This window comes from Pseudoruegeria sp. HB172150 (assembly GCF_013184805.1).
Lineage (GTDB): Bacteria > Pseudomonadota > Alphaproteobacteria > Rhodobacterales > Rhodobacteraceae > Psychromarinibacter.
Map to the genome: position 1 here is coordinate 2303313 of NZ_JAATNG010000001.1, position 25405 is coordinate 2328717.

Below are 25405 nucleotides of genomic sequence, written 5' to 3' on the forward strand. Positions count from 1 at the left end.
CTCTCCCGCGCCGCACTCACATGGAGCGGACGCGCGCCACCGCACCGCTCGGACAGAGGGAAACAGCTAGACAGCACGGCTTCCCGGCGCGCGCCCGCACGCCCCGCGAGGCGCGATGCCCCGCGGAACGCCTTACCCGGCCTCCGGTCAGGAGGCCGAGAACTTCAGCACCTTGATGGCGTTGAAATCGGCCACATCGCCGCCCACGCGCTTGGTCGCGTAGAACAGCACATGCGGCTTGGCAGAGAACGGATCGCGCAGGATCCGCAGGTCCGGGCGCTCCGCGATGGTATAGCCGGCGCGGAAATCGCCGAAGGCAATCGACAGGCTTCCGGTGGAGATATCCGGCATGTCCTCCGCTACCAGCACCGGATACCCCATCAGCCGCGCGGGCTCGCCCGCCGCCAGCCCGTCCGACCACAGGAACCGGCCGTCGCTGTCCTTCAGCTTGCGCACCGACGCCACGGTCTTCGAGTTCATCACGAAGGTACCGTTCGCCCGGTACTGCGCGCCCAGCGCATAGACCAGATCGACTATCGCATCCGCCGGATCGGTCCCGTCGAACGCACCATCCGCCCCGGTGATCACGTGCCCCAGCTCGCCCCAGGTCTCGGTCCCGTTCGTCGCGGTCGTGTAGTCCAGGAACCCGGTCGGCTTGTCGTTGCCGTCGCCCCCGATAAAGGCCGCCGCCTCGGCGCGCGCGAATTTCTCCGCGATCCGCCCCGCCAGCCAGCTTTCAAGGTCGAAGGCGCTGTCGTCCAGCAGCCGCTGCGACGCCTTCGGCAGCGCGCTCAGCTCGTGCAGCGGGATCACCCGGCGCTCGATGGTCGGCGTGCCGGTCTCCGCGCTCGGATCGGTTTCGGTGGCCCAGCCGGCCCCGGCCTCGGTGGTGTCGATCAGCACGTCGTAGGAGGTCGCCTCGACATTCACCACCGTCGCCACGCGCCGCAGCGACGCCGTGGCGTTCAGCACGCTCTGGATCGTCTCCGAGGTCTGCGGATCCACCAGGTATCCGCCGTCGCCGCTCGTCGCCAGCGCCTTGCCTTCCAGCGCCAGCCCGCGCAGCCCGTCATCGTCGCCGGTGCGGACATAGGCGGCAAAGGCCTTGCTGTGGGGCGGCTCTTCCTCGGCGGCAGACGCCAGTACCGGGCGTGCCCGGGTCAGGGATTTCCGATCAAGCATCATGATACGCTCTTCCTGCTGTTGAAACTTCGCTTTCATCTCGGCCTGGAAACTCCCCAGGTCGTCCACCAGCCCGGCCAGTTCGGTCTTCACCGCCTCGGCCGGCGACAGCCCGCCCGGCACATCTCGCCCGGGCCGAGCCCCGCACTCGGTCTTGCTCATCCCGCCTCTCCTCTGTTGGGATCGCTCCGCTGACTCAGCCCTGGGCCAGCTTCCGGCGCGCCGTCATCAGCGCCACCGCCACTTCGCGCATCAGGTCCTCTGCCGAAGCGGGCTGGTCCCCCTTCGCGCCGACCCGCGCGCCCGGAAGCATCGGAAAGGTCACCAGCGACACTTCCCAAAGCTCCAGCTCGGACAAGAGCCGCCGGCCCTTGCCATCCTTCTCCGCCCGCACGGTCCGGTAGCCGATCGACAGCCCGTCGATTGCGCCGGCCCCCAGCAGCGCCACCGCCTCGCGCCCGCGCGCCACATCGGTCAGGATGCGTCCCTTGACGTACAGCCCCTTGCCGTCCTCGCGCACCTCGTCCCAGACTCCGATCGGCTGGACCGGATCGTGCTGCCACAGCATCTTCACCCGTCCGCCCTTCGCCTGCAGCGCCGCCAGCGATTTCGCATAGGCGCCCGCCCCGACGATATCGCCGCCCTGATCCGCCTGCCCGAACAGCGAGGCATAGCCCTCGATCTCGCAGCCATCCTTCACCGTCAGATCGCCGCCCAGCCGGCAGAACTTGTGCTCCAGCGCACCCGCCATCTCGTCCAACATGCCCCTACCCTTTCCCTGATCGCGCTCCGCCCGCCGTTGCGTAACAGCCGTCGCGTACCCGACGCGCCCAAGCCGCTTCGAACCTGAACCGCAGCCCGAAAGCTCAGTCCGCGCCGCAGACCCGCGGCAGCCCCAGCAGCGCCCGTTTTTCCTCGTCCGACAGGAACGGCGCTTCCGAGACCCGCTTCCACTGCTGATCGCGGTCCGCCGCCAGCGCCGGCACCTGGTCCGGGTCGGGTTTCAGCTCCACCTCGTCGCCGGCATAGGCGCTCAGCCAGTGCGCCAGCGCCGCCGTCACCTTCGCCGCCAGCGGCAGCACCGTCAGCCGGTAGAACGCCCGATGCGCCTCCTGATAGTTCGCATAGGTCGCGTCCCCCGGAATCCCGATCAGCATCGGCGGCACCCCGAAGGCCTGCGCGATCTCCCGCGCCGCCGCTTCCTTGGTCTTCTGGAACTCCATGTCCGACGGAGAGAAGCCCATCGGCTTCCAGTCCAGCCCGCCTTCCAGCAGCATCGGCCGCCCGGCATTCGCCGCGCCCTGATGATAGCTCTCCATCTCCGACTGCAGCCGGTCGTACTGGTCCGCCGCCATCGTCCCGTGCCCGTCCGCGCCCTTGTAGACGATCGCCCCCGAAGGCCGCGCCGCATTGTCGAGCAGCGCCTTCGACCAGCGCGACGCCGAATTGTGCACGTCGACCGCCTGCGCCGCCGCCTGCATCGGCGAAAACCCGTAATGGTCGTCCTGCGGATGGAAGCTGCGCACATGGCAGACCGGCGACACCCCGTCGCCCACCGCAAAGCGGTGTTTCCGCGCGCCCACCGCATATTCGAACGCCACCGGCCAGCCATCCGCCCCCGGCACCACGCTCATCCGGTCGGAGCGCAGCACATGCAGCTCCACCGGTAGCCCCGCCTCGCCGCCCACCGCCTCGACATAGCCGTTCCCGCTCAGCAGCAGCTGCGCATAAAGCGCCTCCAGCATTTCCGCCCGCCCCTGCGCCGCATTGGGGCGTCCCAGCAGCGCCAGCACCGGATGCGCCTCGTACCGCCGCGTCCCGTCCTGGCAGAGCAGCGGCAGCGCCGCCGCCGCCTCCGCGATCAGCCGGACCGAGCGGAACCCCACCGGGTTCGCCGCGAACCCGGTCCGCGTCAGGCTGGCCGTGTCCCGCGCCGACCAGGCCACACGCCCCGCGCCCGGCCAGACCGCCACACGCCCAGTGGCCGAGGCCTTGCGTTCCGGCGCCTCGTCCGTGCGCCGTTTCAGAAACTCGAACATCGCCGCCCCTTCCTCGTAACCATCCGACACGCGCCCGCAGCCGCCCCGGGGCGCCCGCACCGCATGCCTTGTTCAGAAACCCGACCCCACGCGCGCTCTGGCAAGGGCGGACCGCCTGCTTCTTCTGGTCGAAAATATCCCCGCCGGAGGCTCCCGCACCCGCCACCAGACCCTCCGCCGGGACAGCGCCCCTACCGCAACGCCCGGATCTGCGGCCGCCGGTAGGCCGCCCCCGGGCCGACCATCAGCTCATGCAGCGCCCAGACCAGCGCATCCACCCGGTCCGGCGAGCCCTTGCCCTCGAATCCCCGCGCCGTCATCCGGCACATCTGCTCCTCCAGCGCGCCCAGCCCCGGCAGGTGCATCACCCGCCCCTGCTCGTAAAGCGCGGCCACCGGTTCCGCCCGCGCCGCCTTGCCGCGCGCCGCCCGCACCGACCGGTAGGGCACCAGCGGATCGACCTGCCGCAGCACGCTCTCCACCAGATCCCCGCCCTGGTTCACCTCGGCCACCAGCCGCTCCGCGTCCCAGCGATCCCGCGCCGCAATCGCCGCCTCGGCCCAGACCTTGGGCGAGGCCGCCGAGACGCTCGCATCCTCCAGCACCCAGGCCCGCCATTCCTGCGGCGGGCCCTGCGTCACCGCGCCGACCACCACGATCCCGCAGTCGTCCGACGCGTCATGCCCGGTCACCGGCGGGTCCACCGCCACCACCACCCGGTCCAGCTCCGGCGCCTCCCCGACCCGCAGCGCCTCCAGCGCCGCCCCGGTCCAAAGCGCCCCGTCCGCATCCTCCAGCAGAACCCCGTCCAGCTCCTGCCGCCCCAGCCGCGTCCCACCATAGCGGGCCTGCATCTCGGCCAGGAAGGACTCCGCCAGAAACGCCCGGTTCGCCGCGGTCGGCGCATGGGTCCGCACCGTCGAAGGCGCGTCCAGTAGCTGTTTCAGCACCTCGACATTGCGCGGCGTCGTCGTCACCACCTGCCGCGGATCGTCGCCCAGCCGCAGCGCGAACTGCAGCATGTCCCAGGCTTCCTCGCCGCGCTTCCATTTCCCAAGCTCATCCGCCCAGGCCGCATCGAACTGCGGCCCCCGCAGCGTTTCCGGCTCCGACGCCGAGAACGCCTGCGCCACCGCCCCGTTCGGCCAGACCAGCCGCCGCTTCGTCGCTTCCCATTCCGGCCGCCGGTCCGGCGGCGAACAGGCCAGGATCCCGCTGTCCCCGAACACCATCACGTCCCGCACCTGATCCAGCGTCTCGCCGATCAGCGCAACGCGCCGCGCCCGGCCCTCGTCCAGCGGCCGCGCGCCCTCGACCTGCGACCGCACCCATTCCGCCCCGGCCCGCGTCTTGCCGGCGCCGCGCCCGCCGAGGATCACCCAGGACCGCCACATACCCTCCGGCGGCAATTGATGCGGCAGCGCCCAGAATTCGAAAAGAAAAGGGAGCGCCAGCAGCGCTCCCTCGCTCAGGTCTCGCAGGAATTGCTCAGCCACCTCCGGCGGCGCGGAGGCGAGCCAGGCGGCGCCCGATCTCAGCTCTGGCGGCGTCGAAGTCGATGGCAAAGCCATGGACAAGTCCGGAAGTTCTTTTCTTCTGCTCAAGTACACGGTTCTTCTCCGTCAGCAGTTGTCGTGTTGCCGCGCCCGCCTCGGAAGCCGCCTTCGGCATCTCCCGCAACGCGTCCAGTTCCTGTCGTCTGATCTTCTCGGTAATCGCCTCAACCGCGCTGAGCGCATCCAGGAACATCCGTTCCGCGATCTCGACGCCGGCATCCCGTTCGGAATCGTCGCCATCGCCCGTCAGCCTGATCAAAGTCATAACGCCCGCCTCTCATGCTGCTCCGCACGAGAGAAACGAAAAAACGGCCGCCCGGGTATCCCGGGGGCCGCTCGCCCATTTCTTCCAGCATGTCGGATTTCTACAAAAGACCGCGCGCCGGGTCAAGAAGTTTATTGTTTACAATGCGTTACCGATCCGCGCGTTCATAAACGCGTAACCTTGGTTAAGCAAAGCCGCCCCCCCACACGCGGCCCCGACCACGGGCAGCGCATCACGCGAACCCCGGCTTACCAATCCGCGATGACCGACCCGCCGCGATTGATCGTATCGCCGGCAACCATGCCCGTCAGCCGGACCACCGCGCCCGCCTCGACCAGCAGATCGCCACCAACCATTCCCTTCAGGGTCAGTTCCACGCCTTCGGCGACGGTCGCGTCGCCGCCGATCATGCCGTCGAACGCCCCATCCTCGGTGAAAACATGGTCGCCCAGTATCATCGGTCTCGCCGTCGTCCTCATCGGTACAGCCCGAAGTTCTTGGCCCGCTGCTGCTCCCGTTCGAGCACCAGGCGCCGCAGGGTATGTTCGAAATTCTCGTCGGCCTCCGGAACCTGTCCTTCGGCCTCCACCACGATCCCGGTATCTGATCCCTTTGGGGCCTTCGCGGCGGATTGCTTGGATTTTTCGGTCATCGCACACCTCCCAGTACGAATACGATCAATTCGGCAACCTGCGGGATTCGCAGCGGCACCTCCCGGCCGCATGGATTCCCGTCTCCCTCAGCCTAGCGCATTTGCGGTCGCCTCGCTATTCCGGCGTGGCCCGCCGTCTCACCGCACGGCGGGAGACGCGGCCAGAACCTCGCCGACCAGCGGCTGGCTTTCCTTCTTGCCCGAGATGCGCGCCTCTGCGGCCCGGTACATGTCGAGCAACTGCGCCTTCCGGCCGCGCAGCCCAGGCAGATCCATGATGTCGGGCCCCGCCAGCGGGTTGAATGGGTTCACCCGCAGCGACGCATATAGCGCCAGCCGCGTCGACGGCCGCGCGCTCGGCTGTCGCGCGTGGAACCCATGAGTATCCGCCACCACCAGAGTGTTTGCCTTCACCGGAAACGGCACCGCCGCCGGATAGCCCATTGCGCGCAACTCGTCTTCGCTTGCCCGGAAGGATCCCCCGGAATGATGGCCATTCACGTGTTCCCGGGCAGTCAGGCTCTGCTCGTACTCCCATTCCAGCCGCCCCGGCGTCATCCGGTGCGAGCCGGGCACGTAAGAGAACGGCCCGTCCTCCATCTCGACCTCCCGCAGGAACAGCCAGCATTTCGAGGTCGGGTGAAAGGTATCGGAATGGAACGCGGTCTGCGGATCGGGACGTCCCTTGCCGGGATTGGTCAGCACGGTGTGCAGCGTCACCAGAGGATCGGTATTCGACGCCCCGGCATAGCGCATGAGCCCCTGAAACAGGTCGCCGCGGATCGTCTGCGCCAGTGCCGGCGTCTTGCGCAGGACCTCCGGCGACAGGGTGATGAACCGGGTGACGGCATTGCCCTGCTTCATCTCGCGCGCCGGAAACGGCGTCGTCTCCACCTCTTCCGTCACCGCGGCGAACAGCTCGTCCGGCAGCGCGTTCTCGACGGAGATGTAACCCAGCTCCCCGAACATCTCGCGATGCTCCGGCGACGCCAGCCGCCGCAGCCTGCGCCGCCGCGCGTCCGCGATCTGCTCCGCCAGCTTGACGCGCTGCACATGCAGTCCCCGCCGGTTCAGCGCCGGACTGCCGATCACCCTGTTGTGGCGGAACGACTTCGACCCGCTTGCGACGGCAAGCGTTTGGAAAGGAAGAAGGGCAATATCTTTCGGATGCATATGCAACGGCACCGTTTACAGTCAGGAAATGCTACCTCCGGGAACCGGGCACCTCAAGAGGCACCGCCCGGTCCCAGCCGCCTGCTATCCTCCCGGAACAGGAAAGTTTCGCGGAAATCCGCCGGAGGCCCCTGGCCTGTATCGCTGGGTTCAGAACCGGGATCCGGCAACAGCTCCGACCCTAGTTCCCGCTCTGCTCCGCCTCGATGGCGCGCCACTTGGCGACGTTGGCGTTGTGCTCGTCCAGGGTTTCGGCAAAAGCATGCCCGCCGGTCCCGTCCGCCACGAAGAACAGGAATTTCGTATCCGCCGGGTTCAGCGCGGCCTCCAGCGCCGCCACGCCCGGATTCGCAATCGGCGTCGGCGGCAGCCCCTCGATGACATAGGTGTTGTACTCATTCCGCGCCCGCAGCTCGCTCTGCCGCAGCCCGCGCCCAAGCACACCCTGCCCGCCCGTGATCCCGTAGATCACCGTCGGGTCCGTCTGCAGCCGCATCCCCTGCTCCAGCCGGTTCACGAAGACAGAGGCCACCTTCTCGCGCTCCTCGTCCACGCCGGTCTCCTTCTCGACGATGGAGGCCAGCGTCACCGCTTCTTCCTTGGTCTCGAACGGCAGGTCGTCCGACCGGTTCTGCCACGCCGCGTCGATCCGGTCCGCCTGCCGCGTCTCCATCAGCGCCAGCAGCTCGCCCCTGTCGTCGCCCTTCAGGATCTCGTAGCTGTCCGGCGCCAGGTATCCTTCGGCCGGAACCTCGGTGACCTCGCCGGTCATCACGTCCACCGCGTTCAGCCCGTTGACCACCTGCCACGAGGTGACACCCTCGGCCACCACGATCCGGAACTGCGTCCCGGTCGCGTCGCGGTACTGCTCGTACAGCTCCTGCGACTGCTCGATACCTTCATCGGATGGCGAATAGTTCACCACGTCCACGAACCGGTTCGTGCCCGGATCCAGCTCGCGCACTTGGAACGTCTCGTGGTTCACACCAATCCGGTAGACCACCTCGGTCCCGCAGGTATTGCGCCCGCTGGCGGTGATCGCATCGACGATCTGCTCCATCGACGCGCCTTCGTCGATCAGGAAGTTCCCCGCCTTCAGCGCGCCCGCCTTGCCGCTGTAATCGGCGCCGATCCGGAAGATGCTGGGATGGCTGACCGCGCCCTGCGCCTCCAGGTCATCCGCAACCGCAGTCATGTTCGAACCCGGCTCGACCTGCAGGCAGATCGCCTCGGCCAGCGGCCCATCGCCCTTGTACTGTGCCCGGCCCCAGCCGACGGCCGCCGCCGCCACCGCCAGCAGGACGATCAGCAATGTCAGGCCGTTCGAGGCGACGGATCGCCACATTAGCGGGCCTGCCCCAGCACCAGCGACGCATTCGTGCCGCCGAACCCGAAGGAATTCGACAGCGCCACCTTCACTTCGCGTTCCCGCTTGGCATTGGGCGCCAGATCCAGCTGCGATTCCACCGCCGGATTGTCGAGGTTGATGGTCGGCGGCGCCACCTGATCGCGGATCGCGAGGATCGAAAAGATCGCCTCGATCGCCCCCGCCGCACCCAGCAGGTGCCCCGTGGCCGACTTGGTGGAGGACATCGTCGCCGCGCCCGCCTTGTCGCCCAATAGCCGCTCAACGGCGGCCAGTTCGATCGTGTCCGCCATGGTCGAGGTGCCATGCGCGTTGATGTAATCCACTTCCTCCGGCTCCAGACCGGCGCGCTTCAGCGCCGCCGACATCGACCGCAGCGCGCCGTCGCCATCCTCGGACGGCGCGGTGATGTGATAGGCGTCGCCCGACAGGCCGTAGCCCAGAACCTCGGCATAGATCTTCGCGCCGCGCTTGACCGCGTGCTCATATTCCTCGAGCACGACGATGCCGGCGCCTTCGCCCATCACGAACCCGTCGCGGTCCGCGTCATAGGGGCGGCTCGCCCGCTCCGGCTCGTTTCCGAACTTGGTCGACAGCGCCTTGCAGGCATTGAATCCGGCAATCCCGATCTCGCAGATCGAGCTTTCCGCGCCGCCCGCGATCATCACGTCGGCATCGCCCCACTGGATCAGCCGCGCCGCATCGCCGATGGCATGCGCGCCGGTCGAACAGGCGGTGACCACCGCGTGGTTCGGACCCTTGAAACCGTAACGGATGCCGACCTGGCCAGAGACAAGGTTGATCAGCGCGCCGGGAATAAAGAACGGCGATACCCGGCGCGGGCCCTTCTCGGCCATCATCAGGGTGGTCGCCTCGATGGATTGCAGCCCGCCGATGCCCGACCCGATCATCACGCCGGTGCGCAGGCGCTCTTCCTCGTCCTCCGGCATCCAGCCGGAATCGCGCACCGCCTGCTCCGCCGCGGCCATCCCGAACAGGATGAAATCATCGACCTTGCGCTGCTCTTTCGGCTCCATCCAGTCGTCGGCATTGAAGGTGCCGTCGGACCCGTCGCCAAGCGGCACTTCACAGGCATATTTCGTGGTCACCCGGCTCGCATCGAACTTGGTGATCGGGCCACCGCCCGACTGACCCGCCAGAATCCGGCTCCAGCTTTCCTCGACGCCACAGGCAAGGGGGGTCACCATCCCCAGCCCGGTTACGACCACTCGACGCATGGAGTGCCCCCATATTTCGCTTTTGGCTGCTTCTAGCCGACCCCGTCAGAGTTGAAAAGTCCACGGTCGCTCCCGAGGCAACCCTTCGCCGGATCGTTACAAATCGTTTCAGCCGCTCCGCTTGGCCCGTGTCACTCTCGTGGCCGAAACATCGCTGTCCCGCAGCGGGGAAAGAGGGGCGTTCGGCGGGGCACCCGGTAACATCACCTATCCGAAGCTCCGCCGAAGGATCAGGCTGCCGCGCCGCCGGAACTCCGACTGCCGCAGCGCACCCGCGCCAACCCGCTCCGGATGCGCCCGCGCCTGTCGCAGCAGCGCCCCGGCGCGCCAGGTCGCCAGCAACGCGGGCTTCGCGGTCGCGCTCACGGAACCAGCATCCAGCCGGCGCAACCCCTCCTCCGCCAGCGCCCGCACCGCGTCCACGCGCCCGTCCGGCAGCGGCTTTTTCCCGCGCGCCTCCAGATCCGGGATCGCGAGGAACCAGTTCGCCAGCCCGGCGGCCCAGGCCTGCCCCCGCGTGCCCGGCTCGTCGCTGTCCGGCGCTTCCAGCGCCCGCGCCGCAGCCCAGAACAGGTGGCCCGCCGTCGCTTCCAGGTACCTGCCGAAGGCGTCCTCATCCTCAAACGGGTCCGCGCCGATATCCCAGCGCCGCGCCTCGATCAGCGCATCCAGCAGGGCGGCGCCTTCGGCATCCAGTACCGGCGCCAGTGCATCGACCACCTCGTGCCGCCGCACCGCACCACCGCCACCGATCTCCTCCAGCGCGTCACGCCACCATTGCAGCCGCATCTCGGCGATCATCGGCTCGGCGGTCACCCAGGGAGCGCGGGCCACTTCGACATTGAATGCGAAAACAGGAAACAGCACCCGCCGCGCCTCGACCGGCGCCGCCATTGCCGCAAGGAACCGGTCCGGGTCGGCCCGGCCCACCAGATCCGCACAGGCCTGCAGGCTCATGCGGGGCGCACCACACTCATCAGGTAACCGGTCTCTTCCTTCACGGTCCGCCAGGTGGCGATTTCCGTGTCCGTTGCGTCAAGGACCGCGGTCATCACCGGCTCCGCCCCATCCCGCAGCAACGCGATCCGCGCCTTCAGCGGCTGGTAATAACGCTCCCAGGCCGCATCCGCGATCCGCCGGGTGCCCAGCACTTCGTAGCCTGCGGACTCGATCTGCATCGCGATCCCGGCCTCGTCCATTGTCGGGTAATCGTCCCAGAACAGCCGCGCCGCCTCGCTTGGTTCCTCGACAAAGAAGCAGGGCTCGGAGAACGCCACAGCGCCGCCTTTCGCCAGAACCGGCCGCCAGCAGTTCAGTGCCCGCGGAACGCCCAGGAAATACACAGCCCCGGCCGACCAGATGAAGTCATATGGGCCCTTCAGCTTCGCGATATCACCCTTGTAGGCCGTCACCCGCCGGTCGGTGCCGAACCGTGCCAGCACCTCGTCGACGAACCCTTTGTGCTTGTCCACCGCGGTGACATGTCCCTCCGGCGCCACTGCGAGCAGCGCCGGGATATCGCCCCCCGAACCGGAACCCGCGTCGCAGATTCGTGCCTCCGGCCCCAGCCCGGCCACGCCGGCGGCCCAGATCACATCCTCCGGTTCTCCCGGCCCTTCCCTGTCGAGCCCGGCATAGAGCTCGTAGAAGGCGTCCCTCATACCGGCTGCGCTCCGTCGCGGATCAGCTTCCAGTTGATCGCATCAAGCAACGCCTCGAAGCTCGCGTCAACTATGTTCGGGCTGACCCCGACCGTCGACCAGCGCCGGCCCTCGGAATCCTCGCTGTCGATGATGACCCGCGTCACCGCCTCGGTGCCGCCCTGCGTGATCCGCACCTTGAAGTCCCGCAGCGCCATGTCGTCGATGAATTTCTGGTACGGCCCCAGATCCTTGCCCAGCGCCTTCCACAATGCGTTCACCGGCCCCCGGTCGCTGCCCTTCTCGTCGAGCGATTCGCTGGCAGAGATCATCCGCTCCCCCGCGATATCCGCCACCACCACCGCTTCCGAGTGGCTTTTCAGCCCAACCCCGTTCGGCCGCCGCTCAACCGTCACCGTATAGCGCAGCACATCGAAGAAATCCGGCTTCAGCCCCAGTTCCCCCCGCGCCAGCAGCTCGAACGACGCCTGCGCGGTGTCATAGGCATAGCCCTGCTCCTCCCGCTCCTTCACCGTCTCGAGGATCCGGCCCAGCCGCGGATCGCCCTTCTCGGTCTCCAGCCCCATATCCGCCAGCCGCGCGCGCAGGTTCGACTGCCCCGCCTGGTTCGACATGGGCACGATCCGCGCATTCCCCACCAGCGACGGCTCCACATGCTCGTAGGTCGACGGATCCTTTACGATCGCGCTCGCATGCAGCCCCGCCTTGTGCGCAAAGGCGCTGGCCCCGACATAGGGCGCCGACCGCAGCGACACCCGATTCAGGATCGAGTCGAGGCTCCGCGACGCCCGCGTCAGCCGCGCCAGCTGTTCCATCCCCACGCCGGTCTCGTACCGGCTCGCATAAGGCTCCTTCAGCAGCAGCGTCGGGATCAGCGTCACGAGGTTCGCGTTGCCGCACCGCTCGCCCAGCCCGTTCAGCGTCCCCTGCACCTGCCGCGCCCCCGCATCCACCGCCGCCAGCGTGTTCGCCACCGCATTCCCGGTATCGTCATGGGTGTGGATCCCCAGCCGCTCCCCCGGAATCCCCGCCGCGATCACCTCGCCCACGATCCGCGCCACCTCCGCCGGCAGCGTCCCGCCATTGGTGTCGCACAGCACGACCCACCGCGCCCCGGCCTCGCTGGCCGCAACAAGGCATTCCAGCGCGTACTCCGGGTTCGCCTTGTACCCGTCGAAGAAATGCTCCGCATCGAACAGCGCCTCGCGCCCCAGCTTCACCAGATGCGCCACCGAGGCCCGGATATTCTCGACATTCTCCTCCAACGTGATCCCCAGCGCCGTGGTCACGTGGAAATCATGCGTCTTGCCGACGAGGCACACCGCCGGCGTGCCCGCATTCACCACCCCCGCCAGCACATCGTCATTCTCCGCAGACCGCCCGGCCCTCTTTGTCATGCCGAAGGCGGTAAACGTCGCCCGCGTCTGCGGCCGCTCCGCGAAAAACGCGCTGTCGGTCGGGTTCGCCCCCGGCCATCCGCCCTCGATATAGTCGATCCCCAGCGCATCCAGCGTCTCGGCGATCTTCACCTTGTCGGGCATCGAGAACTGCACCCCGTGCGTCTGCTGCCCGTCCCGCAGGGTCGTGTCGAAGAGATAAAGCCGCTCCCGCGTCATGCCCCGGCTCCTTCTTCTGGTCGAAAATATCCTCGGGGGGGCTCACCGCAGGTGAGCGGGGTCGAGGCGAACCGTGGCGCCGGTGGCGCCGCGAAAGTCGCCGAGACGAAAGCCCCCCTCGACACCAGCCCAACGGCACCACCGCAAAACAGAGTCACCGCCCCACCCAAACGCCCCGCCCGGTGTTCACGCCGGGCTGCGCCGACCCGCCCCCACACGGGGCGGCGCTTCTGGCGAAGGCCCCGACAAGTTCGCGACACCGGGGCTTTGATGCCGGACATCTCACAGTTCCACCTCGCCCCGCGCGGTCCGGCGCTGCCCTCGTCTCTCAGCATACAGGTCATCTCAGCGCCTCCAGCTTCGCCGCGTCGAACTTCGGCCCCATCTCCCAGACAGCACCGTCCGCGGTGTCCTTCACGATCAGCCCCGCTTCCGCGAACCCGTCCCGCAGCGCATCGGCGCGCGCGAAATCCTTCGCTTTCCGCGCCTCGGCCCGCGCCGTCAGCAGCGTCTCGACCAGCGCCGAGACATCGCCCGACACTTCCACCGCCGCGTCCCAGCCGCTCAATGCCTCGGTCAGCAGCCCCATCACCTGCGCCGAGGCCAGGAAGACACCCTTCTCGTAAAAGCAGTCCTTCTGCGGGTTGGCAGAGATCGCCTTGGCCAGCGCGTGCAGCCGCGTGATCGCCCCTGCCGTGTTCAGGTCATCGGCGATCAGCGACACCACCTCCGCATCGGGCCCGGTCGGCTCCACGCCCGCGACCAGCCCGCGCCACTCGCGCAGCACGGCCTCAGCCTCCTCCCGCTTCTTCTCCGTCCAGTCCATCGGCTTCCGGTAATGCGTCCCGAGAAAGACGAGCCGGATCACCTCGCCCGGAACGCCCTGTTCCAGCAGGTCGTGTACCGTGAAGAAGTTGCCGAGCGATTTCGACATCTTCTTCCCCTCGACCTGCAGCATCTCGTTATGCAGCCAGTAACGGGCGAAATCCCCTTCGGGATGCGCGCAGCAGGATTGCGCGATCTCGTTCTCGTGGTGCGGAAACATCAGGTCGTTGCCGCCGCCGTGGATATCGAACGACGGCCCCAGCAACTCGAACGCCATGGCCGAGCACTCGATATGCCAGCCCGGCCGCCCGCGGCCCCAGGGGCTCTCCCACCCCGGCAGATCGTCGGATGACGGCTTCCACAGCACGAAATCCATCGGGTCTTCCTTGTAGGGCGCCACCTCGACCCGCGCGCCCGCGATCATGTCGTCGACCGACCGCCCCGAAAGCTTCCCGTAAGCCTCGTATGACCTCACCCGGAACAGCACGTGACCTTCCGCCTCATAGGCATGGCCGGAGGCGATCAGCCCCTCGATCATCGCCACCATCTGCGGAATGAACCCGGTCGCGCGCGGCATCGCGTCCGGCTCCAGCGCGCCAAGCGCGCCCATGTCGTCCAGATACCACTGCGTCGTCTCCGCCGTGATCTCGCCGATCGGCCGCCCGGACTCCTTCGCGCGCGCATTAATCTTGTCGTCTACATCGGTGAAATTGCGGACATAAGTGACATGGTTCTCGCCATAGACATGCCGCAGCAGCCGGTAGAGAACGTCGAACACGACCACCGGCCGCGCGTTCCCCAGATGCGCCCGGTCATAGACCGTCGGCCCACAGACATACATCCGCACATTGGCAGGATCGAGGGGCTCGAAAAGCTCCTTCTTCCGGGTCCGGGTGTTGTGGAGCCAAATATCGGTCATGTCGCTTCCTTCACGCACGCAAATGCAGCCGCGGCGGGCTTAGGCGATTTCGAAGATGAGAGGAAACGAAAAGACCGGCCCGCCTGACGATGTCAGCGGATAATGCAGCAGATGCAGATGATGATTCCGGTCTTCATGAAGTTCTCGTAACAGAGCGCCTTCGTCCTGCCAAGAGCATTGCACCGCCTCCGGCGCCCTGCAAAGGTGCGTCCGACACCTGAAAACACGGGAGAAACGGCACGATGACCCGCGAAGAGATCGCCGCCTACTGCGAGGCACAGCAGGGGGTGACCCGCGACCAGTCCTTCGGCAAGGGCATCGACTGCTGGCGCGTCGGCCCCAGCGTCTTCGCGATGATGGCCGAGGGCGCCGATCGTCTATCGGTCAAGAGCGGCGCCGAGGACGCGGCGCAAAGCCTGTCCGCCTCCGCCCGCGCCGCGACCCTGCCGCACGGCAACTGGGCCACGCTGGACCTGTCCACCGGGGAGGAAGAGCTCAAGTCCCGCATCCTCGAAAGCTACCAGATGGCGCTCGAAAGCCTGAACCCGTCGGAGCGGGCGGCGCTGCCTTAGGGCTTCCTTGCTGGCACGGTTCCGCGACGAGCATGCGAGAGCGGGCGTCGACACACGATCGGAAAAGCCTGTCTCTCGCGCTCTCGCAAAGCACAACCCGCCGCGCTCTCGCAAAGCACAACCCGCCCGAATAGCGCCTGCCCGCCCCGACGGGCTGGCGCTTTGCCGACCGCGCGCGACAATCGGTCTGCGCGCGAACTTGGCTGGCATAAAGCGCTTCGCTCGACCGAAGCAGCGCCATCCCGTGGGCAGCCGCTCGCCCGGCTTGCAACCATGTTCGAAGGACCGCAACGCCGGTATCCCGTCATATTTTCGCGGGCAAGACATCGCCGCCCCCCCTTCCCCGCACCCCCCGTTTCCGGCATCCTCTTCCCATGACCCGCGACGACCTCAACGCCATCTGCGCCGCCCAGGCCGGTGCCGAAGTCTCCGACCCATGGGGCGGCGGCCATGACGCCTGGAAGGTCGGCGGCAAGATGTTCGCCTGCATCGGCGCGGTGCAGCCCGGCATCGCGGTCAAGACCGACTCGGTCGAAACCGCCGAGATGCTGATCGACGCCGGCCTCGCGCAGAAGGCCCGCTACATGCACCGCTCCTGGGTGCTGATCCCGCTGGAAACCGCGCCCGACGAGGCCCGCCACCGCATCGAGACCTCGTACCGCCTGATCCGCGACAAGCTGCCCAAGAAGGTACAGGCCCAGCTCGGCTGAGCGCGTCACCCTCACTACGGTTCCGGTTCTACCCCGCAAACAGGACCGCGACCGTGCCAGGGGCCGCACCCACCTGCACCCTCAACGACCGATCATTTTCCGTGATGCTCCCCATTCCGAAAACTGCGCGTCCCCACCGACGTTTGCGCTACCATGCCTGAAATCAATGACTTGACCCCCCGTCCCCATGGGGACGCCCCCGGAAACCGGCCCGAGTCCGGCCCGACAGCCGATTGACAAAAACGCCCGCCCATGGCCCCGTCCGGCCATGAAGCTCTCGACCCGCCTCACCACCCTCACCCCCGATTCCGACGGCTGGGGCGTCTACTACCGCGCCAAGGCCATGATCGCCGCCGGCACCCCGGTGATCGAGCTCACCATCGGCGAGCACGATACCCCGACCGACCCGGCGATCCTCGACGCCCTCCACGCCGCCGCCCGCGCCGGCCACACCGGCTACGCCTCCGTCCCCGGCACCAACGCCCTGCGCGACGCCATCGCCGCCCGCGTCACCGAGCGGACCGGCGTCGCCACGGCCCGCGACAACATCCTCGTCACCGCCGGCGGCCAGGCCGCCCTCCTCGCCACCCATTCCGCCGTCTGCGACCCCGGCGACACCGCCCTTTTCATCGACCCGTTCTACGTCACCTATCCCGGCACGATCCGCGCCGTCGGCGCCGTCCCCCGCGCCATCGCGGCCATGCCCGAGGATGGCTTCCAGCCCCGCCCCGGCCCCATCGCCGCCGCCGCGGCCGGCGCCCGCTCCCTCCTGATCAACTCGCCCCACAACCCCACCGGCGTCATCTATTCCCGCGACACCCTCGAAGGCATCGCCGCCGTCTGCCGCGATCAGGATCTCTGGCTGATCTCCGACGAGGTCTACGACACGCAGGTCTGGCACGGCGACCACCTCAGCCCCCGCGCCCTGCCCGGCATGGAGGACCGCACCCTCGCCATCGGCTCGATGTCGAAGAGCCACGCGATGACCGGCAGCCGCATCGGCTGGATCGCCGGACCGGAGGAGGCCATCGACCACCTGTCGAACCTGTCGACCCACACCACCTACGGCGTCCCCGGCTACATTCAGGATGCCGCCCTCTTCGCCCTCGAACAGGGCACGGCGTTCGAGAGGCGCATCGCCGAACCGTTCCGCCGCCGCCGCGATCTGGCCCTGTCGATCGTCGCGAAGTCGAACCGGATCGTCCCAGTCCCCTCGGGCGGCGCCATGTATCTGATGCTCGACATCCGGCGCACCGGCCAGACCGGCGAAGGCTTCGCCAACGCCCTGCTCGAGTCGGAGCATATCGGCGTCATGCCCGGCGAAAGCTTCGGCAAATGCGCCGCCGGCCATATCCGCGTCGCCCTAACCGTTCCCGACGACCAGCTCACCGATGCCCTGCACCGCCTCGTCCGCTTTGCCGAAGGATTAGCCCATGCCGCATGACCCCGGATCCGACTTCCGCGCCCTGCACAAGCCCGGCGATCCGTTCATCCTCGCCAACGCCTGGGACGCGGGCTCGGCCAAGATGCTCGCCGCCCTTGGCGCGCAGGCCATCGCCACTTCTTCGGCGGCCCATGCCTTCACCCTCGGCCGGCCCGACGGCAACGTCACCCGGGACGAGGCGCTGGCCCATGCCGCCGACCTCGTCGCCGCCACGCCGCTCCCCGTCTCCGGCGATTTCGAGGACGGCTTCGGCGAGGCGCCCGAGACCTGCGCCGAAACCGTCCGCCTCGCCGCCGAGGCGGGTCTCGCCGGCATCTGCATCGAGGACATTTCCTCCGATACCGGAAAAACCTACCCGGCCGACCTGTCGGCCGAGCGCATCCGCGCCGCCGCTGCCGCCGCCCGCGCCCTGCCGAAGGATTTCGTGCTTATCGCCCGCGCCGACGGCGTCCTGAAGGGCAGCTACGGGATGGACGAAGCCCTCGCCCGCATCCGCGCCTTCGACGCGGCCGGCGCCGACGGGCTCTATGTGCCGATGCCCCCCGACATGGCCGCCCTTGCCGAGGTAGTCAAAGCCACGACGAAACCCGTCAACGCCCTCGCCGCCGGCCCCTTCGCCAAGGTTTCCCGCGCAGAATTCGCCGCCATCGGCATCGCCCGCATCTCGCTCGGCTCGGCGCTCGCCCGCGTAACCCACCGCGTCATCCTCGACGCCGCCAAGGCAATGTTCGAGGCGGGCGATTTCACCCCCCTGACCCAGGGCGCCCCCGGCAAGAAGATCGACGAACTCCTGACCGGGTGAGTCCGCGAAGGGTCAAGGATGGCCCAAAGGGCCACCGCCGCAGGCGCGCGCAGCGTCCTTGAGGCTTCGGGGACTCGTCCCGACACTCGACAAGGCGCCTTGAGGGCAGACCTGCCCCTCAAGCGTCTCTCGGCAAATTCTCCCGTTCAAGGCATATCCCGGCCCGTCCGTTTCAGGCGCCCGCGCGCTTTGCGGGCAGGGCTGGGTGGGCGTGAGGCTCGCAAAGCGCGCGTTCCCGCAGCTTGCCAACCTCTCCGCCGCATGCGCAGATGCGCGCCATGAACCACGATGATCTGAAAGACTGGTCGAAACGCGCCGCCGACTGGGCGCATGAATACCACGCCACACTCCGCGATCGCCCGGTCCGCGCCGACACCACGCCCGGCAAAACCGCCGCGAAGCTCCCCGCCAGCCCGCCGGAGCAGCCGGAAAGCCCCGAAGCCATCTTCGAGGATTTCAAGCGCATCGTCCCAGACGCGATGACCCACTGGCAGCACCCGCGTTTCTTCGCCTATTTCCCGTCGAACGCCTCGCCCGCCTCGATGTGGGCCGAGCAGCTGGCCAACGCCATGGCCGCGCAATGCATGCTGTGGCAGACCTCGCCCGCCGCGACCGAGATCGAACAGGTCACCACGGACTGGCTGCGCCAGGCCCTCGGCCTCGCCGATCACTTCGCCGGCACCATCCACGACAGCGCCACCACGGCCACGCTCTGCGCCGTCCTGACCATGCGCGACCGTGCCAGCGGCTGGGCCAGCGTCGAGGACGGGCTAAGCGGCCAGCAGCTCCGCATCTACGCCTCCGCCCAGACCCACAGCTCCGTCGACAAGGCGGTGCGCCTCGCGGGCATCGGCCAGAAGAACCTCGTGAAGATCGCCACCGACGCCGATTACGCGATGGATCCGCAGGCGCTCGACACGGCGATCCGCGAAGACATCGCCGCCGGCCGCAAGCCCGCCGGTGTCGTCCTTTGCACCGGCGGCACCTCGATCGGGGCGTTCGATCCCATCTCCGCCTGCATCGACGTGGCCAAGGCCCACGACCTCTACACCCATGTCGACGCCGCCTGGGCCGGCTCCGCGATGATCTGCCCCGAGTTCCGCCGCCTCTGGGAAGGCGTCGACCGGGCCGACAGCATCGTCTTCAACCCGCATAAATGGCTCGGCGCGCAGTTCGACTGCGCCGTCCAGTTCCTCGCCGATCCGGCGCCGCAGATCCGCTCGCTCGGCCTGCGCCCCGACTACCTGCAGACCATCGGCCAGGAAGAGATCGTCAATTTCAACGAATGGACTGTCCCGCTCGGCCGCCGCTTCCGCGCGCTGAAGCTGTGGTTCGTGCTGCGCGCCTACGGTCTCGAAGACCTGCGCGGCCGCATCCGCAACCATGTCGCCTGGACCGCCGAACTCGCGGAAAAATTCCGCGCCACCCAAGGCTTCGAGATCGTCACCGAACCGCGCCTCGCCCTTTTCACCTTCCGCTACGCGCCCGAAGGCGGCGATGCGGACGCACTGACCGAGAAACTGCTGGCAAGGATCAACGACGACGGCCGTGTGTACCTGACCCAGACAAAGCATGACGACAAATTCGTCATCCGCATGACCACCGGCAGCTTCAACTGTACCCGCGACGACGTGATGATGGTCCATGCCGTCGCAACCGAACTGGCGCAGGGTCTGTAAGCAACAAAAAGGCCGGAGCAGATTAACTCCGCTCCGGCCCAGATCCGGTTCAGGACAGGGGGATGTGTATCAGAACCGGTAGCTTACACGCGCCTGGACGGTGGTCGTGTCGACATCGATGCCCGTGTCGTCGAAATCGTCGAACTGGTGATACAGCGCTTCACCGGCCAGCGAGACGTTCTCGTTGATCCGGTATTCCGCACCGGCGCCAGCGAACCAGCCCTGGTCGCTGTAATCCGTGCCGGCAAGGTCCGCTGTCGCCCAAGCGGGACCGCCCGTACCATAAAACAGCCATTTGCCGGCATCGTAGCCAACTCGCAGTTTGGCGCGCGTCACACTGTCCAGCGAACCGTCGGTATCGTCGAATTCGATGTCTGCGGCGTCATAATCGGCACCGAGACCCACGACGACATTGCCGAAGTCCCAGTCGTACCCGGCGTGCACACCGCCGATGATGCCATTGCCTTCGTCCTCGACGGTGCCGTCATCGCCATTTACCTGGCCCCAGCCAAGCTGCGCACCGGCGTAGAAACCGGACCAGTCATAGGTGATCGGTGCGGCGACCGCCGCCGGCGGCGGCGACACGACAACCGGGTCCGGCTCGACAATGGTCGGGCCGCCGGCAAGGGCGGGTACAGCGGCCAGCGCGGCCACAGCCGAAGCGGCAAGTGTCAGGGTTTTCATGGATTCACTCCTCGTATTTTCTGCTTCGCCACGTCTCTTCGCCGTGGCGCCTGCGATGCCAACTTGGGGTTCCAGTCGGCATGTGCCAGAGCCATCATTTTTGACGGCGCTTACATGCCCATTACGCAGGGGACCCGACGGCAGGTTCCCGCTGGGGGATTCACATCGGTGTGAGAGCAGCGACGGAACGGTCGGGCCGGACCGTATGACACGACCTTCCGAGAGCACTGGAAACATTTCGAAACAATGCGTTACAGGGCTCTGTGGAAGCGGCTGCGGCGTTCAACCCCGCACCATCGCGCAGCGTGTCTTCCGTTGCGGCACAGAACCCGATGAGTCGCTGTAAGAAGGAGGTGAGACAACCCGAAATCGGTCGCTGAGAACATGCGTGCAGCGCGCCTGTAATGGCTCCCATCCAGCCACCAGAAACGGCAACGGGCGGCCGGGGTTTCCACCACCCGGCCGCCCACAATCTGACAAATCTTCAACCCTAGTTCGGAATAAGATCCGGTATGATCGTGACCACCCCGGGAAACAGCCACAGCAGGGCCAGACCGACAACCTGTATGATCACGAAGGGAATGATCCCGCGATAGATATGACCGGTCGTCACCGACGGCGGCGCAACACCACGCAGGTAGAACAGTGCAAATCCGAAGGGCGGCGTCAGGAACGACGTCTGCAGGTTCACCGCAATCATGATCGTCACCCATTTCGGGTCCATCGTGCCGCCATAGATTACTGGCCCCACGATCGGGATCACGATGTAGATGATCTCGAGGAAGTCGAGAACGAAGCCCAGAATGAACAGCACCAGCATCACGATCAGGAACACCGTGAACTCGTTGTCATAGCTCTTAAGGAAGTCCTGGATGTAATGCTCGCCGCCGAAGCTGATCACCACCAGGTTCAACAACTGCGATCCGATCAGGATGGTGAAAACCATCGAAGTGACCTTCGCCGTCTCCCGCACCACCGGCCCCAGCACATGGGTCCTCAGCAGGGTCCAGAGCGCGAAGAGCAGGCCGAAGAAAGCGAACATGTACGCGGCCGCCGCGACCAGATAGGCCACCCAGGTCTCGAAGCTCACATTCGTCTGGTTGATCCGCAGGTCGAAGTTCGCGCCAAGCAGGATCATGATCGCGATTGCGAAGGTCGCGTTGATGATGATCCGGCCGGACCGGTCCTCGTCCCGCAGCTTGCGGTAGGCCGCCAGCATGATCGCACCCGCCGCCCCGAGCGCCGCCGCCGGAGTCGGGTTGGTGATACCGCCGAGTATCGAGCCGAGCACCGCCACGATCAGCACCAGTGGCGGGAACACGACACGAAGCAGGTCGTTCTGCGCCATGCGCTTGGCACCCTCGGCCAGCCCGATCAGTGCGATCCCAACCGGGATCGCCATGATCAGCACGGTAGCTCCCGCTGACGTCCGCGGTGTGATGAACAGGATGTCCACCGCCAGCAGCAGGATCAGCCCCACAGCGCCCACCAGCAGCGGCCGCGGATCGGCCAGCGCCATCACGCCGCGCGCCGTGGTCAGAACCAGCGCGCCCATCAGGAACAGAATCGCGATACCGGGACCGATCCACGGAGCCGAGGCGACCTTCGCTTCCAGCGCCGCCGCGACTTCCTCTTCGGTCAGGTCCACGACAATGTCGCCGCCGCCCGACTCGTTGATCTGTGCCTGCTCGGCCAGTGCCCGGTCCCAGGCCGCCTGCCCGTGCAGCTCGATCATCGCCTCCTGGCATTGCGGGCTGACATTGGTGCGCAGGCTTGCGACACGCAGCGTCTCGCTATGGCTTGCGACGGTGAAGTCTTGGCTGCCCACCAGACCGACCTGCCCCGCCAGCAAAATGCCACCGATCAGCAGGATCGGGGCGCCGATGAACCAGCCCAGGGCATCCGGGCGGGTAATGACCGGCCCATGACCGCCTTCCGCCAGCACAGGCGGTGCCTTGGACGGGTTCAGCACCGCGTAACCCAGAGCATACAGCCCGTAGAGCATCGCCAGCAGGATCCCCGGCAGCATCGCCGCCTGGAACAGCGTGCCGACAGACACAACCGCGGGCTCGCCCAGATAGGTCAGCGCGTCGGTACAGCCGACCGACGCCGCCCGCGCCTCCTGCGCGGTGGCATAAAGGTCCCCGGCGAGGGTTCCCAGCAGCACGATCACGATCGACGGAGGGATGATCTGCCCCAGAGTGCCCGACGCCGCGATCACGCCCGTCGCCAGTTCCGGCGAGTAGTTGTTGCGCAGCATCGTCGGCAGCGACAGCAGCCCCATGGTGACGACGGTGGCGCCCACGATGCCCGTCGAGGCCGCAAGGAAAGCGCCCACCACGACCACAGAAACTGCAAGGCCGCCCGGCATCGGGCCGAAAACCCGTGCCATAGTCGTCAACAGATCCTCGGCGATCTTCGAGCGTTCCAGCGTGATGCCCATCATCACGAACATCAGCACCGCGAGCAGCGTCTCGATGGACTGCCCGGCCAGCACCCGCTCGTTCATCCGGTTCACGATGAAACTGATGTTACGATCCAGCGCCGTCTGCCAGCCTTGCTCGAACACCGCATGGCCGATCCGTGGCAAGTCCGGATTTCGGAATACGGATATGTTGTTCGGGTTCGCCCCCGACGCCACCAGATCCCTGTACGCCTGCGATGACGTGTCGATCGCCTGGTGTATCAGCAGCCCCGCCGCATCCAGCCCGGCAATGATCGTGAAGGAGATAACCGCCGCGCCGCCGATGGCGAACGCCACCGGGAAGCCCGACAGGATTGCTCCGAAAAGGCAGAGAAAGACGATGATCAGGCCGATCTCGATGCCATCCAAACCGAAAATCATACGCCCGTCCCCTTAAAACTCGGCGTGGTCATAGGCTTCTTCGCCTGGTTCGAGCGTATCCCGGTCAAGGTACTTGCCCTCGCTCTCGGGTCCTTCCTTCCACTCAAGGTAGGAGCGGTAGAAGAAGGCGATCCCCTGAAGGAACACCATCGCAGCAAAGGCCAGAAGCAGGATCTTGAACAGGAAGTAGCCGTTGAACCCGTTGGGAGAGAACGCGATCGTTTCGACGTTCCACCGCAGCGCGCGGGCCTTCAGGATCAAACGGTCGAGCGTGTCCGAGGCCGACGGCTTCGGCACCACCAGGTGCCGCCACAGAAAGTACCAGCCGTACATCCAGATCAGCACAGCCATCGGCAGCATGAAGAACAGCGATCCGAACATGTCGACCACGCGCTTGGTGCGGAACTTGGCACCCGCGTAGAACAGGTCGACCCGTACATGCCCGCCCTGCACGAACGTATAGGCGCAGCACAGCGCCACGACCATCGCGTTATACAGCTTCAGTTCTTCCGAAAACCAGCCGACCGATTGCGTGAACCCCACGCCGAATGGTGCGATGGTCAGGTTTCCCATCCGGAAGATCGACTGCAGGAACACCACCAGTACCTGCTGCAGAACCATCAGCAGGCCGGCCCAGGCAAAGAAACGCCCGGTGACATTGGCGAAACCTTCGAGGAACCGCACACAGCCCCACATGAAGGGACGGAAAATGAAACCGGCGATGGTCACCAGCAGGAATATATCAAAGACGACGAAGAAGAATTCGACCGACCCGCCGTAGTAGATCACCCGCATGATCGCTTCGCTGTCGGACCAGTTCAGCCAGAGCGCCGGCTGAAACAGCGCCTGGAACAGGTTGACGAAGCCCATTCCGATCTGCGTGAAGAACCAGAGAATTGCGTCGACCATACGCCCCGCCCTAGATAACCGAAACGGCCGTGCGCGTGGTGACGCGCACGGCCTGTCCTAATTGTGCAGCGTCGATTACATCGCCGCGAGCACGCGGTTCCGCTGTGCGGCATAGGCGCTGTCGGATTGCGACAGCCAGCCCGAAGTCGACCGCATCGACGCCTGCGCCGACTCGTGGATCTTCTTGAAGATGTCGTCGCCGGTGTACTGGTTCAGCACTTCCATCGACGCGCTGCCGAACGCGTCCCAGACGTCGTCCGAGAACTCGTGCACCTGCGTACCTCCGGCGATCAGACGCTCAAGCGCCGGACCGTTGTTGGCGATGAACTGGGCATAGTTTGCCTGGTGTGCATCGGCGCACGCAATTTCGATGATTTTCTGCTGTGCCGGGGTCAGGCCCTCGAATACTTCGAGGTTCGTGGCCACCGACAGCGCCGCGCCGGGCTCGTGGAAGCCGGCCGGATAATAGTGGTCGCAGACTTCCTGGAGGCCAAGCTTCTCGTCCGACCACGGGCCGATCCACTCGGTCGCGTCCAGTGCGCCGGTCGACAGCGCCTGGTAAATCTCGCCACCCGGCACGTTCTGCACCGATGCGCCAAGTTTCGACAGAGCCTCGCCGCCAAGACCGGGCATCCGGAACTTCAGGCCGTTGAAGTCGTCAGCAGAATTCACCGCGCTACGGAACCAGCCACCGCCCTGCGCGCCGGTCTGGCCCGCGATGAACGACTTGAGTCCGAAGATTTCGCCCAGTTCGTGGTGCAGCGCCATGCCGTCCTGGCCATAGTACCAGGTCATCAGTTCCGGCACGGTCATGCCAAAGGGCACGGCAGTGAAGTAGGCGAACGCCGGATGCTGACCGACGAAGTAATAGTCGGCGCCGTGATACATGTCGGCCTGCCCGGCGGTCACCGCGTCGAATACCTCGAAGGCGCCGACGAGTTCACCGGCGGCCTTCGGCTCGACGGTGATCTGGCCATCGGTGGCGGCGGTAATGTTGTTGGCAACACGCTCCACCGAATCCCACACGCCGGCAAGTCCGCGCGGCCATGTGGTGACCATGGTCAGGGTCCGGTTGCCCTGCGCATAAGCCGGCGCGGCCAGCGCCGCACCAGCGGCCGCAGCGCCACCGAGGGCGGAGTTCTTGATAAACGAACGACGATCCATAGGTAATTTTCCTCCCGTTGATCTTACATGCCTACCGCGCTTCCAGGCGCGGTTTTGTTCGCATTGAGTGAAAGCACAGTAGCGGCGTCCATTAGTTGAGAAAA

Annotated in this window: 23 protein-coding genes; 5 read left to right on the forward strand and 18 right to left on the reverse strand. The window is 66.7% G+C overall.

Annotated features, from left to right (window positions below; genetic code table 11):
* Window positions 1–147: 147 nt before the first annotated feature.
* The 14 genes from HCO70_RS11045 to cysS form a co-directional block, all read right to left on the reverse strand.
* Window positions 148–1344 (reverse strand): phage major capsid protein, encoded by a 1197-nt coding sequence (locus tag HCO70_RS11045; RefSeq protein WP_172295829.1) that lies wholly within the window; start codon window positions 1342–1344, stop codon window positions 148–150.
* A 34-nt stretch (window positions 1345–1378) separates the two neighbouring features.
* Complete coding sequence (locus HCO70_RS11050; protein WP_172295830.1) at window positions 1379–1945, reverse strand: HK97 family phage prohead protease; 567 nt, start codon at window positions 1943–1945, stop codon at window positions 1379–1381.
* 103 nt (window positions 1946–2048) lie between these two features.
* Window positions 2049–3221 (reverse strand): phage portal protein, encoded by a 1173-nt coding sequence (locus HCO70_RS11055; protein ID WP_172295832.1) that lies wholly within the window; start codon window positions 3219–3221, stop codon window positions 2049–2051.
* Window positions 3222–3412: 191 nt separating this feature from the next.
* A complete protein-coding gene (locus HCO70_RS11060) occupies window positions 3413–4792 on the reverse strand; it encodes a DNA-packaging protein (protein WP_172295833.1) in 1380 nt (459 codons plus the stop codon).
* The gene (locus tag HCO70_RS11065) at window positions 4710–5042 is read right to left on the reverse strand and encodes a permease (protein WP_172295835.1); all 333 of its coding nucleotides are present in this window, start codon (window positions 5040–5042) and stop codon (window positions 4710–4712) included. The genes HCO70_RS11060 and HCO70_RS11065 overlap by 83 nt, the downstream gene beginning before the upstream one ends.
* A gap of 248 nt (window positions 5043–5290) precedes the next feature.
* Window positions 5291–5500 carry a hypothetical protein gene (locus tag HCO70_RS11070; protein ID WP_172295836.1) on the reverse strand — a complete coding sequence of 70 codons (210 nt, stop codon included), beginning with the start codon at window positions 5498–5500 and terminating at the stop codon, window positions 5291–5293.
* Window positions 5501–5517: 17 nt separating this feature from the next.
* Entirely contained in the window at window positions 5518–5694 is a 177-nt protein-coding gene (locus HCO70_RS11075) for a hypothetical protein (RefSeq protein WP_172295838.1), read from the reverse strand.
* A 138-nt stretch (window positions 5695–5832) separates the two neighbouring features.
* The gene (locus tag HCO70_RS11080) at window positions 5833–6867 is read right to left on the reverse strand and encodes a phytanoyl-CoA dioxygenase family protein (RefSeq protein ID WP_172295840.1); all 1035 of its coding nucleotides are present in this window, start codon (window positions 6865–6867) and stop codon (window positions 5833–5835) included.
* Between the two features lie 181 nt (window positions 6868–7048).
* Window positions 7049–8212, reverse strand: coding sequence for an endolytic transglycosylase MltG (gene mltG / locus HCO70_RS11085; RefSeq protein WP_172295842.1), 1164 nt, complete (start codon window positions 8210–8212; stop codon window positions 7049–7051).
* On the reverse strand, window positions 8212–9471 hold the full coding sequence (fabF, locus tag HCO70_RS11090; protein WP_172295844.1) for a beta-ketoacyl-ACP synthase II: 1260 nt from the start codon (window positions 9469–9471) through the stop codon (window positions 8212–8214). The genes mltG and fabF overlap by 1 nt, the downstream gene beginning before the upstream one ends.
* Window positions 9472–9678: 207 nt before the next feature.
* The gene (locus HCO70_RS11095) at window positions 9679–10428 is read right to left on the reverse strand and encodes a squalene/phytoene synthase family protein (protein WP_172295846.1); all 750 of its coding nucleotides are present in this window, start codon (window positions 10426–10428) and stop codon (window positions 9679–9681) included.
* A complete protein-coding gene (locus tag HCO70_RS11100) occupies window positions 10425–11132 on the reverse strand; it encodes a trans-aconitate 2-methyltransferase (RefSeq protein ID WP_172295848.1) in 708 nt (235 codons plus the stop codon). The genes HCO70_RS11095 and HCO70_RS11100 overlap by 4 nt, the downstream gene beginning before the upstream one ends.
* On the reverse strand, window positions 11129–12748 hold the full coding sequence (cimA, locus tag HCO70_RS11105; protein ID WP_172295850.1) for a citramalate synthase: 1620 nt from the start codon (window positions 12746–12748) through the stop codon (window positions 11129–11131). Before cimA ends, HCO70_RS11100 begins: the two co-directional genes overlap by 4 nt.
* Window positions 12749–13088: 340 nt before the next feature.
* The gene (cysS, locus tag HCO70_RS11110) at window positions 13089–14492 is read right to left on the reverse strand and encodes a cysteine--tRNA ligase (RefSeq protein ID WP_172295852.1); all 1404 of its coding nucleotides are present in this window, start codon (window positions 14490–14492) and stop codon (window positions 13089–13091) included.
* A 242-nt stretch (window positions 14493–14734) separates the two neighbouring features.
* Between cysS and HCO70_RS11115 the strand changes: the two genes are divergently transcribed.
* From HCO70_RS11115 to HCO70_RS11135, 5 genes are all read left to right on the forward strand, one after another.
* Entirely contained in the window at window positions 14735–15064 is a 330-nt protein-coding gene (locus HCO70_RS11115) for an MmcQ/YjbR family DNA-binding protein (protein ID WP_172295854.1), read from the forward strand.
* Between the two features lie 374 nt (window positions 15065–15438).
* Entirely contained in the window at window positions 15439–15774 is a 336-nt protein-coding gene (locus tag HCO70_RS11120; protein ID WP_172295856.1) for an MmcQ/YjbR family DNA-binding protein, read from the forward strand.
* Window positions 15775–16042: 268 nt separating this feature from the next.
* Window positions 16043–17218 carry a pyridoxal phosphate-dependent aminotransferase gene (locus HCO70_RS11125; protein WP_172295858.1) on the forward strand — a complete coding sequence of 392 codons (1176 nt, stop codon included), beginning with the start codon at window positions 16043–16045 and terminating at the stop codon, window positions 17216–17218.
* The gene (locus HCO70_RS11130) at window positions 17208–18020 is read left to right on the forward strand and encodes an isocitrate lyase/phosphoenolpyruvate mutase family protein (RefSeq protein ID WP_172295860.1); all 813 of its coding nucleotides are present in this window, start codon (window positions 17208–17210) and stop codon (window positions 18018–18020) included. Before HCO70_RS11125 ends, HCO70_RS11130 begins: the two co-directional genes overlap by 11 nt.
* Before the next feature lie 278 nt (window positions 18021–18298).
* The gene (locus tag HCO70_RS11135; protein WP_172295862.1) at window positions 18299–19699 is read left to right on the forward strand and encodes an aminotransferase class I/II-fold pyridoxal phosphate-dependent enzyme; all 1401 of its coding nucleotides are present in this window, start codon (window positions 18299–18301) and stop codon (window positions 19697–19699) included.
* A 69-nt stretch (window positions 19700–19768) separates the two neighbouring features.
* On the opposite strand, the gene HCO70_RS11140 is transcribed toward HCO70_RS11135, so the two are convergent.
* The 4 genes from HCO70_RS11140 to HCO70_RS11155 all read right to left on the reverse strand — a co-directional run bounded on the left by HCO70_RS11140 (window position 19769) and on the right by HCO70_RS11155 (window position 25301).
* Window positions 19769–20383, reverse strand: a complete 615-nt coding sequence (locus HCO70_RS11140) for an outer membrane protein (RefSeq protein ID WP_172295864.1) — start codon at window positions 20381–20383, stop codon at window positions 19769–19771.
* A 490-nt stretch (window positions 20384–20873) separates the two neighbouring features.
* Window positions 20874–23228, reverse strand: a complete 2355-nt coding sequence (locus HCO70_RS11145) for a TRAP transporter large permease subunit (RefSeq protein ID WP_172295866.1) — start codon at window positions 23226–23228, stop codon at window positions 20874–20876.
* Between the two features lie 12 nt (window positions 23229–23240).
* Window positions 23241–24137 carry a TRAP transporter small permease subunit gene (locus HCO70_RS11150; protein WP_172295868.1) on the reverse strand — a complete coding sequence of 299 codons (897 nt, stop codon included), beginning with the start codon at window positions 24135–24137 and terminating at the stop codon, window positions 23241–23243.
* 75 nt (window positions 24138–24212) lie between these two features.
* Window positions 24213–25301, reverse strand: a complete 1089-nt coding sequence (locus HCO70_RS11155) for a TRAP transporter substrate-binding protein (protein ID WP_172295870.1) — start codon at window positions 25299–25301, stop codon at window positions 24213–24215.
* Window positions 25302–25405: the final 104 nt, after the last annotated feature.

What these genes read in the sequence shown, in the direction of transcription:
- HCO70_RS11080 (WP_172295840.1), bottom strand. Translation starts at nt 6,867, where the DNA reads ATGCATCCGAAAGATATTGCCCTTCTTCCTTTCCAAACGCTTGCCGTC.
- HCO70_RS11075 (WP_172295838.1), bottom strand. Translation starts at nt 5,694, where the DNA reads ATGACCGAAAAATCCAAGCAATCCGCCGCGAAGGCCCCAAAGGGATCA.
- HCO70_RS11095 (WP_172295846.1), bottom strand. Translation starts at nt 10,428, where the DNA reads ATGAGCCTGCAGGCCTGTGCGGATCTGGTGGGCCGGGCCGACCCGGAC.
- fabF (WP_172295844.1), bottom strand. Translation starts at nt 9,471, where the DNA reads ATGCGTCGAGTGGTCGTAACCGGGCTGGGGATGGTGACCCCCCTTGCC.
- HCO70_RS11130 (WP_172295860.1), top strand. Translation starts at nt 17,208, where the DNA reads ATGCCGCATGACCCCGGATCCGACTTCCGCGCCCTGCACAAGCCCGGC.
- HCO70_RS11145 (WP_172295866.1), bottom strand. Translation starts at nt 23,228, where the DNA reads ATGATTTTCGGTTTGGATGGCATCGAGATCGGCCTGATCATCGTCTTT.
- HCO70_RS11055 (WP_172295832.1), bottom strand. Translation starts at nt 3,221, where the DNA reads ATGTTCGAGTTTCTGAAACGGCGCACGGACGAGGCGCCGGAACGCAAG.
- HCO70_RS11155 (WP_172295870.1), bottom strand. Translation starts at nt 25,301, where the DNA reads ATGGATCGTCGTTCGTTTATCAAGAACTCCGCCCTCGGTGGCGCTGCG.
- HCO70_RS11060 (WP_172295833.1), bottom strand. Translation starts at nt 4,792, where the DNA reads ATGGCTTTGCCATCGACTTCGACGCCGCCAGAGCTGAGATCGGGCGCC.
- HCO70_RS11120 (WP_172295856.1), top strand. Translation starts at nt 15,439, where the DNA reads ATGACCCGCGACGACCTCAACGCCATCTGCGCCGCCCAGGCCGGTGCC.
- HCO70_RS11050 (WP_172295830.1), bottom strand. Translation starts at nt 1,945, where the DNA reads ATGTTGGACGAGATGGCGGGTGCGCTGGAGCACAAGTTCTGCCGGCTG.
- HCO70_RS11065 (WP_172295835.1), bottom strand. Translation starts at nt 5,042, where the DNA reads ATGACTTTGATCAGGCTGACGGGCGATGGCGACGATTCCGAACGGGAT.
- HCO70_RS11125 (WP_172295858.1), top strand. Translation starts at nt 16,043, where the DNA reads ATGAAGCTCTCGACCCGCCTCACCACCCTCACCCCCGATTCCGACGGC.
- HCO70_RS11100 (WP_172295848.1), bottom strand. Translation starts at nt 11,132, where the DNA reads ATGAGGGACGCCTTCTACGAGCTCTATGCCGGGCTCGACAGGGAAGGG.
- HCO70_RS11070 (WP_172295836.1), bottom strand. Translation starts at nt 5,500, where the DNA reads ATGATACTGGGCGACCATGTTTTCACCGAGGATGGGGCGTTCGACGGC.
- HCO70_RS11135 (WP_172295862.1), top strand. Translation starts at nt 18,299, where the DNA reads ATGAACCACGATGATCTGAAAGACTGGTCGAAACGCGCCGCCGACTGG.
- cysS (WP_172295852.1), bottom strand. Translation starts at nt 14,492, where the DNA reads ATGACCGATATTTGGCTCCACAACACCCGGACCCGGAAGAAGGAGCTT.
- HCO70_RS11140 (WP_172295864.1), bottom strand. Translation starts at nt 20,383, where the DNA reads ATGAAAACCCTGACACTTGCCGCTTCGGCTGTGGCCGCGCTGGCCGCT.
- mltG (WP_172295842.1), bottom strand. Translation starts at nt 8,212, where the DNA reads ATGTGGCGATCCGTCGCCTCGAACGGCCTGACATTGCTGATCGTCCTG.
- HCO70_RS11045 (WP_172295829.1), bottom strand. Translation starts at nt 1,344, where the DNA reads ATGAGCAAGACCGAGTGCGGGGCTCGGCCCGGGCGAGATGTGCCGGGC.
- HCO70_RS11150 (WP_172295868.1), bottom strand. Translation starts at nt 24,137, where the DNA reads ATGGTCGACGCAATTCTCTGGTTCTTCACGCAGATCGGAATGGGCTTC.
- HCO70_RS11115 (WP_172295854.1), top strand. Translation starts at nt 14,735, where the DNA reads ATGACCCGCGAAGAGATCGCCGCCTACTGCGAGGCACAGCAGGGGGTG.
- cimA (WP_172295850.1), bottom strand. Translation starts at nt 12,748, where the DNA reads ATGACGCGGGAGCGGCTTTATCTCTTCGACACGACCCTGCGGGACGGG.